Source organism: Acidocella sp. MX-AZ02, from assembly GCF_000306035.1.
Classification (GTDB): Bacteria; Pseudomonadota; Alphaproteobacteria; order Acetobacterales; family Acetobacteraceae; genus Acidocella; species Acidocella facilis.
The window spans coordinates 644,039-651,918 of record NZ_JH976207.1; the positions used below are offsets into that span (position 1 = coordinate 644,039).

8 protein-coding genes are annotated in these 7,880 nt (G+C 65.1%); 3 read left to right on the plus strand and 5 right to left on the minus strand.

Annotation, left to right across the window (positions count from 1 at the left end):
- Window positions 1-41: 41 nt before the first annotated feature.
- Window positions 42-1,304 (minus strand): DUF445 domain-containing protein, encoded by a 1,263-nt coding sequence (locus tag MXAZACID_RS03195; RefSeq protein ID WP_240376507.1) that lies wholly within the window; start codon window positions 1,302-1,304, stop codon window positions 42-44.
- Window positions 1,305-1,354: 50 nt separating this feature from the next.
- Window positions 1,355-1,729 (minus strand): hypothetical protein, encoded by a 375-nt coding sequence (locus MXAZACID_RS03200; RefSeq protein ID WP_168118378.1) that lies wholly within the window; start codon window positions 1,727-1,729, stop codon window positions 1,355-1,357.
- 196 nt (window positions 1,730-1,925) lie between these two features.
- Between MXAZACID_RS03200 and MXAZACID_RS19105 the strand changes: the two genes are divergently transcribed.
- Together MXAZACID_RS19105 and MXAZACID_RS03205 are read left to right on the plus strand one after the other, a co-directional pair.
- Entirely contained in the window at window positions 1,926-2,090 is a 165-nt protein-coding gene (locus tag MXAZACID_RS19105) for a hypothetical protein (RefSeq protein WP_168118379.1), read from the plus strand.
- A gap of 195 nt (window positions 2,091-2,285) precedes the next feature.
- A complete protein-coding gene (locus MXAZACID_RS03205) occupies window positions 2,286-3,227 on the plus strand; it encodes an MBL fold metallo-hydrolase (protein WP_008492629.1) in 942 nt (313 codons plus the stop codon).
- 147 nt (window positions 3,228-3,374) lie between these two features.
- Here MXAZACID_RS03205 and MXAZACID_RS17630 read toward each other — a convergent pair whose 3' ends face one another.
- The 3 genes from MXAZACID_RS17630 to secD form a co-directional block, all read right to left on the minus strand.
- Complete coding sequence (locus tag MXAZACID_RS17630) at window positions 3,375-4,127, minus strand: EAL domain-containing protein (RefSeq protein WP_008492630.1); 753 nt, start codon at window positions 4,125-4,127, stop codon at window positions 3,375-3,377.
- Between the two features lie 88 nt (window positions 4,128-4,215).
- Entirely contained in the window at window positions 4,216-5,163 is a 948-nt protein-coding gene (secF, locus tag MXAZACID_RS03215) for a protein translocase subunit SecF (protein ID WP_008492631.1), read from the minus strand.
- 11 nt (window positions 5,164-5,174) lie between these two features.
- Window positions 5,175-6,755 carry a protein translocase subunit SecD gene (gene secD / locus MXAZACID_RS03220; protein ID WP_008492633.1) on the minus strand — a complete coding sequence of 527 codons (1,581 nt, stop codon included), beginning with the start codon at window positions 6,753-6,755 and terminating at the stop codon, window positions 5,175-5,177.
- 85 nt (window positions 6,756-6,840) lie between these two features.
- Between secD and MXAZACID_RS03225 the strand changes: the two genes are divergently transcribed.
- Entirely contained in the window at window positions 6,841-7,824 is a 984-nt protein-coding gene (locus MXAZACID_RS03225) for a Gfo/Idh/MocA family protein (RefSeq protein ID WP_008492634.1), read from the plus strand.
- Window positions 7,825-7,880: the final 56 nt, after the last annotated feature.

The following is a 7,880-nucleotide window of genomic DNA, read 5'->3' on the forward strand; positions in this document are numbered from 1 at the left end:
GCCAAAAATTTTTAATTATATCGCAAAGCCTTATGCTGCGTTCACGGATGCGCCGGAGCCAGCCGCGCCAGCAGGCTCAGCGCCGCACCCAGCACAAACCCGACCAGCGTGCCATTCACGCGGATATATTGCAGGTCCTTGCCCACCCGCAGCTCCAGCTTCTCGGTGATGGTCTTCGCATCCCAGGCGCCGACGACATGGCCGATGAATTTCGCCCCTTCCGCCTGGGCGCTCGGCAGCAGCCGCAGCACGCCGCCGCGCAGCGCCTCGTTCAGCCGCGCCTGGGTGGCTTCGTCACGCCCCAGCACCTCGGCCAGATTGACCAGAGCCGCCTCGATCACCGCCACCGAGCGCCCATGCGGGTTGGCGGCATCCAGCTCCAGCGCCCGGCGCATCCGCGCCCAGACATCCCAGACCCAGGCCTGCACCGTCTCATGCGTCATCACCCCGCGCAGCGCCTGGCCGAGCTCGGCGGCGCGGGCCGGGTCGGTCTCCAGCTTGGCGATTTCGGCGCGTGCCCATTCATCGAAGGCGTCGCGGATCTCGGAACTGTCCGGGCTGATCTTGTCCAGCTCGCTATTCACCGCCGAGAGCACGCGCTTGGCGATGCCCGCCCCCACCGCCCAGCCGACAAATTTGCCGCCATGCTCGGCGACGCGCTCCTTGATCGCCTCGCGTAGATTTTCCTCCCGCGCCGCCAGCATCTCCTTCACCTGGGCCAGGATGAAGCTGAACATCTCCTGGTGCTTGCCGCCTTCCACCAGCCCGGCCAGGGCGCGCGCCACCACCACCCCGGCGGCGCGCCCGCCGACCAGCTTGGGCAACAGCCGGTTGAGCAGGCGCCTGGCCCGGCCATCCTCGATGCTCGCCAGCAGCTTGGGCAGCATCCCGGCCAGCGCCTCGGCCAGCGGCCTTGAAGCAGCCGGGTCGGCCAGGAAGCGGCGCAGAATGGCGGCACCATCCAGCTCCGCCAGCAACCGGCGCATATCGGCCTCGGTGAACACATGGTTGGCGACGAAGCGCCCCAGCGCATCGCCCAGGCGCTGCTTCTGCGCCGGCAGAATCGCGGTATGCGGGATTGGCAGCCCCAGAGGGTGGCGGAACAAAGCGGTGACGGCGAACCAGTCCGCCACCCCGCCGATGAAGCCGGCCTTGGCGGCGTCGCGCAGCAGCTCGGTCCAGCCGGAGGGGGGGAGCCAGTAGCTGCCGAGGGCCAGGGCGGCCATCAGCACCAGCAGCGAGGAGGCGAAGGCTTTGTGGCGACGAAGCGCTGTGCGCAGGGGGGCGTCAGGGTCTTGCGGCATGGCCATGCGGAAATAGATGGCCCAGCTGCGCCCGCAAGTACACAGGGCGGCTAATTGCTGCCCTCTCCCGGCAGGCCGGGCAGGCCCTCTCCGCCTTGCGGGACATAGCCCGGATCGCTCGGCTGTGCCTTCATGCCGGTCAGCGGGTTCACCTGCACATTGTCGCGGTAGCAGCCCTGGCCATCATTCACCCCGCCGACGGAGTTGCACTGATCCTGCGCATTGAGCGCCAGGCCGGAGCTGGGGTCGATCTGCACGCCATTGCGCCGGCAATCCGTATAGGAGCCGATGCCCCCCACCGCCTGACAGGACGGGTCGCGATCCGCCCCGACAATGCCGCTACTCTGCGCCAAAGCCGGACCCGCCAGCAGCCCGAGACAGATGGCGAAACAGAGATGCCGTCCGACCATGAATATCCCCCTCATACAGCTTCCTCACGATGGCCAAGCCCGGCGCGCGCCGCAACCATGACCCGCACGGTTTTTATTGCATTTTAAAGGATCTGGGGCGTATCGTCGGACTTGAGGATCAGTCCGGCGCAATCGCCGGGCGGCGTCAGTCTCTGTCCGAAAAAGCGGTCTGTGAATATCGCGTGCCATCGCAAGATGGAGGGTCAAGGCAATGAATATAAAAGATTATCTTCACAACTCCCAAGGCCCCGGCGGGCATTTTCCGCACGGGCTCAGCCGCGCCCCGTCGCAAGGCGCGGTGCTGCCGATGGTGCTGGGCGTGGTCTGCGTCGCCGCGGTGCTGGGCGTGTTGTGGCTGGCCTATAATTTCGGCTGACACAGCGGATAATCGGCTGTTTCAAAAGTCGCTATAGTGAGTCGCCAAGCGGGGTTTTGTGAGCATCGGAGCGGAACGTACTTAAAGTACGTGAGCACCGGAGCACGGCAAATCGCCGCTTGGCGGCCGCCAGAGTGGCGTTTCAAACAGCCATGTGTGATTGCCCATCATCCCCCCGCATAGCATGATGCGGGCATGGGTTTTTTGTCTGAAGCCGTGCCGCAACGTCATGTGCCGCTCGATGTCCTCCCTGGGATCAGCCGGATCGTCGCGGATAATCCCGGCATCATGACCTATCACGGTACCAACTCCTATCTGGTGGAAACGCCGGAGGGGCTGGTTGTGATCGATCCTGGGCCGGACGATGCGGCGCATATCGGCGATCTCATCACCGCCATCGGGGCGCGCAAGCTCGGGCTGATCCTGCTCACCCATACCCATGGCGACCATTATGCCGGCCTGCCCGCCCTGGCCGCCCAGACCGGCGCCAAGGTGGCGGCCTTCCACCAGCCGATGCGCGCGGACTTCAACCCGGATCTGCCCCTGCGGGATGGCGACAAGCTGCAGGGCTTCACCGCCCTGCACACACCCGGTCACGCGGCGGACCATCTCTGCTTCGCCTGGCGCGGGCAGGGGGGAGAAAAAATCCTGTTCAGCGGCGATCATGTGATGTCATGGTCCTCCTCCATCGTCAGCCCGCCGGATGGCGACATGGCGGATTATTATCGCGGGCTGGAGCGGCTGCTGGGGCGCGACGATGACCTCTTCCTGCCCGGCCACGGCCCGCTGCTGCGCGACCCCAGGGGGCTGACGGCGGAGCTGCTCGGCCACCGGCAACGGCGCGAGCGCAGCATTCTGGAGGCGTTGAAGCGGCAGGATTGGAGTGTCGCCGCCCTCGCGGCCGATCTCTACGCCAAGGCCGACCCGTTCCTGAAGGCGGCGGCGCAGCGTAATGTGCTGGCGCATCTGCTGAAGCTCTCAAAGGAAGGGCTGGTGCATGAGCTGACGCCGGCGGCTGGCTTGCATGCGGATAATCTGATGATGCTGGAAAAAGCCGCCAACAGCCCCGCCTGGCGCCAGCGGATCGAGCGGATGGCGGAGGATTCCAAGCGCCGCTTCGCCCTCGCGGCGGCGTAAACTCAGAGGCTGTTTCAAAGGTCACTATGGTGAGTCGTCAAGCGGTGATTTGCGAGCACCGGAGCGGAGCGTACTTAAGGTACGTGAGCACCGGAGCGCAGCAAATCGCCGCTTGGCGGCCGCCAGAGTGGCTTTTCAAACAGTCTCTCAGCCTGCCGCCGTGGCCAGCATCTCCGCAAGGTCCAAGGCGGTCAGCGGGCAGGCGAAGAAATAGCCCTGCCCGTGCGAAACGCCCAGCGCCTGCATGCGCCGCATCTGCGCCGCCGTCTCGATCCCTTCGGCGACGACATCCTGGCCGTGGCGCTTGGCGCTGCCGGTCATCGCGCGGATGAACATGGTGGCGTCGGCGCCCTCATCGGTGACCACGGAGCGGTCAAGCTTGATCGCGCTGAGGGGCGCGTCGAGCAGCGCCTCCAGGCAGGCCATGCCGGGTATCGCATCGTCGAGCGCCAGCAGATAGCCATGCGCCCGCAAGTCCGCGATGCTGGCCAGGGCGGCGGGCGGGTCGCGCACCGGTTGCGTCTCGGTCAATTCAAACCGCAGCGCCGTGGCCGCCAGCCCATATTTCGCCTGCACGGCGCGGATCCGTTCGATCAGGCCGGGAAAAACCAGAACATTCAGCGGCAGGTTGAAGGCCAGCTCCAGTCCCCGCCGGCGCAAGCCATGCGCGACATATTCGCCCAGCGCCCGGTCCATGATCGCAAGAGTAAGGTGCAACGCCGCGTCCGGGCAGGACATCATCTCCACAATCGCCTGCGGCCCCAGCAGCTGGCCATCCGCCGTCTGGCTGCGGGCGAGAACTTCGGCATGGCAAACCGCCCCATCGCGCAAGCGGAAAATGGGCTGGTAGCGCAGACGCAACGTGTCGGCGAGGGCAATGCCGGCCGCCTTCGGATGCATGTCTAAATTACCGAGAGTTGTTCAAAAATAACACTCGGCGGTTCTAACAGACTTAAATCCCCCGTGCGAGGGAAATTTCACTCTTTTTTCAATTGGATGGCTTTTTCACCGGAGTCGCGGAGCGGCGCAGCCGGTGCTCACCGAGGAAGAGCAGGATGGGCGCGGCGATGAAGATCGAGGACGAAGTGCCGACCACGATGCCGAACAGCATGATCCAGGCAAAGCCGGACAGGGCGGCGCCACCGAACAAGGCCAGCGGCAGGGCGGCGAGGAACACGGTGCCCGAGGTGCCCAGGGTCCGGTTCAGCGTCTCGTTGATCGAGAGATCGATCAGATCCCGCAGCCCCATGGTTTTATATTTGCGCAGATTCTCCCGCATCCGGTCATAGACCACCACCTTGTCATTGGTGGAGTAGCCGATGATGGTCAGGATCGCGGCGATGGTCACCAGGTCGAACGGGATGCGGGTGATCACCATGAAGCCGATGGTCTTGGTCGTATCCAGGATCAGCGTGACCACCGCGCCAACCGCGAACTGCCATTCAAAGCGGAACCAGATATAGATCAGGATCATCACGAAGGAGAGGCCCAGAGCCTCAAGCCCCTGGGTGAAAAGCTGGTCCGAGACCGAGGCGCCGACCGCCTGGGTGGATTGGATTTTCGAACCGGGGGCGGCCTTGTCCAGCGCCTGCTGCACCTCGCCGATGGCGGTCTGGGTGGCGCCGGCATTGGCCCGGCTCTCCAGGCTGATCAGCACCTGATCGCCCTGATTGCCGACCGATTGCAGCGCCGCATCGCTGAGCCCGGCCCCGGCGAGGGCGCCGCGCAGGGCCGCGAAATCGGCCTTTTGCGGGGTCTGCACCTGCAGCACCACGCCGCCCTTGAAATCCAGACCCATATTCAGGCCCGGATGGAAGAACAGCACGACCGAGGCCAGAGACAGCACCGCCGAGGTGATCAAGCCGGCGAAGCGGCCATTCATGAAGCGGATCTTGGTCCCGTCCGGGACGAAGCGGAAAGCCGGTTTGGTGAACATGATCGCTGGTCCTAGACGGGCAGGGCGGCGGGACGGCGGGCGGCATACCAGCGCGAGGTAATCAGCCGCACCACGACCGTGGCGGTGAACATGGTGGTGATGATGCCGGCACAGATGGTCACGGCGAAGCCGCGCACCGGCGGCGAGCCGAAGATGAACAAGGTCACGTGCGCCAGCAGCGTGGTGACGTTGGAATCGATGATGGTGCCGTAAGCGCGCTTATAGCCCGCCTCAAGTGCTGCCAGCGGCTTGCGCCCGCCCTTCACCTCTTCACGCACGCGCTCATTGATCAGGATATTGGCATCCACCGCCATGCCGAGTGTGAGCAAAATACCGGCCATGCCGGGCAGGGTCAGGGTGGCGCCCATTACCGAGAGGATGGCCAGCATCAGCACCAGATTGACCACCAGCGCGATATTCGCGAACCAGCCGAACAGCCCGTAGAACAGCGCCATGAAGAACAGCACCAGCAGGAAGCCGACGCCAAGCGAGATCGCCCCGGCGCGGATCGCATCCGCGCCCAGCTCCGGCCCCACGCTCTGCTCTTCGACGATGTTCAGCGGTGCGGGCAGCGCGCCGGCGCGCAGCAGCAGCGCCAGATCGGTGGCGGACTGGGCGGTGAAATTGCCGGAAATCTGACCCGAGCCACCGGTGATCGGCTCGCGGATCACCGGCGCCTCGATGATCTTGCCGTCCAGCACGATGGCAAACAATTTGCCGACATTGGCGGTGGTGGTATCCGCGAATTCCCGCGCGCCGACGGCATTGAGGGTGAAATTCACCACCCATTGCCCGGTCTGCGGATCGGTGCTGGCCTGGGCGTTCTGCAGATCTGCGCCATCGACGGCGACATTGCTCAGCACCGCCAGCTTCTGCTGCGGATTATCGGACATTGGCAGCCACTCATCGCCCAGCGGTGCGGGCTGACCCGGCGTGGCGTTGGCATCGACCATCTGGAAGGTCATATGCGCGGTGGTGCCGATCAGCGTCTTCACCCGCTCCGGGTCCGAGATGCCGGGCAGCTGCACGACGATCTGGCTGTCCCCCTGGCGCTGGATCTGCGGGTTGAGCACGCCCGAGCCGTCGATACGGCGCTGGATGATGGTAATGGCCTGCTGCACCGCCTGGGTGTCGCGGGCTTTCTGCGCCTGGGCGGGGATGGAGAGGGCGATGCTGCCATCCGGCTGCTGCGCCACGGCCAGGCTCGGCGTCGGCGAATTCGGCAGATAGGTGATCAGCCCCTGCAGCGCTTTCAGCGCCTGCGGCCCCTGGCCCGCCAGCGGGGTCAGCAGCACCTGATGGCTGGCGGCGTCCGCGTGCAGATCCTTATAGCCGAGATTATCCTTCACCAGCGTCTGCCGGGCCTCGCCGACCAGCTGGCCGAGATCCTGTTTCTGGATCGCATCCGTATCCAGCTGCAGCAGCAGATAGGAGCCGCCCTTCAGATCGAGCCCGAGATGCACCTGGTTCCAGGGCAGGAAAGCGGGCAGAAACCCCGGCCGCGCCCAGAGATTGGGCAGGCTGAGCAACACCCCGAGGGCGACGACAAGCAGGATACCGAAAGTCTTCGCACGGCTGAAATAAAGCAACACGGGCTCCGAAAAATGCCAAACCGCTTGCCGTATGGCGGGGCAGAGCGTTGCGCGCAACCCCGGAGCGGAATAGAGCGCTTAAGATATGAGCGAGCGATTGCAGGTGGGCTTGATCGGGGCGGGTCATTTTGGCCGCTACCATGCTTTGAAACTGGCGGGGGCAACGCGCGCCCGGCTCGTCGGGCTGGCGGACCCCAACCCCGCCCGCGCCAAGGAGGTGGCCTGGGAAGCGGGCTGTCCGGTGAAATCGGTCGAGGAAATTCTGGCCGAGGCGGATGCGGTGATCATCGCCGCCCCGGCCGAGTATCATTACGAGCACGCCGCCCGGGCCTTGCGCGCGGGCAAGCATGTGCTGGTGGAAAAACCCATCGCCGCGACGCTGGCGCAGGCCGATGAGCTGATCGCTTTGGCCGCGCAGGCGGGCCGGGTGCTGCAGGTCGGGCATCTGGAGCGCTTCTCCGCGGCACATGGCGCGCTCTCCTCACGCATGGGCCGCCCGCTCTATATCGAGGCGGTGCGCATCGCGCCCTTCAAGCCGCGCGGCACGGATGTCTCGGTGATCCTGGATCTGATGATCCATGATCTCGATCTGATCCTGACTTTGGCCGACTCGGAGGTGGTGAGCGTGGACGCGGTGGGCGCGCCGGTGGCCAGCACGTTTGATGACATCGCCAATGCCCGCATCCGCTTCGCCTCGGGCGCGGTGGCGACGATCACCGCCAGCCGGATCTCGCTGAAGACCGAGCGCAAGATGCGCATCTTCTCCCAGACCGGCTATCTGACCGTGGATTTCTCGGCCCGGAAATTGACCCTGGTGGGGCGGGGGATTGGCGTGAAAGTGCCGGGCTTTCCGGAATTCGGCATCGAACAGGCGGGCTGGCAGGACCATGACGCGCTCTCGGCCGAACATGAGGCGTTTTTCGCCGCCTGCCTGGATGGGGCGCCGGTGGTGGTGGACGGGCTGGCGGGCAAGCACGCTCTGGCGGCGGCGCTGATGGTGAGTGCGTCCATCGCTGAAAGCCGGGCCATGGCCGAGGCCAGCGGGCTGATCCCGACTCTGAGTTTATAAAAGTTTTTTGGTGCCGCTTTTTTACAAAAAAGCGGCGAAAACGTTCGGGGCGTTGG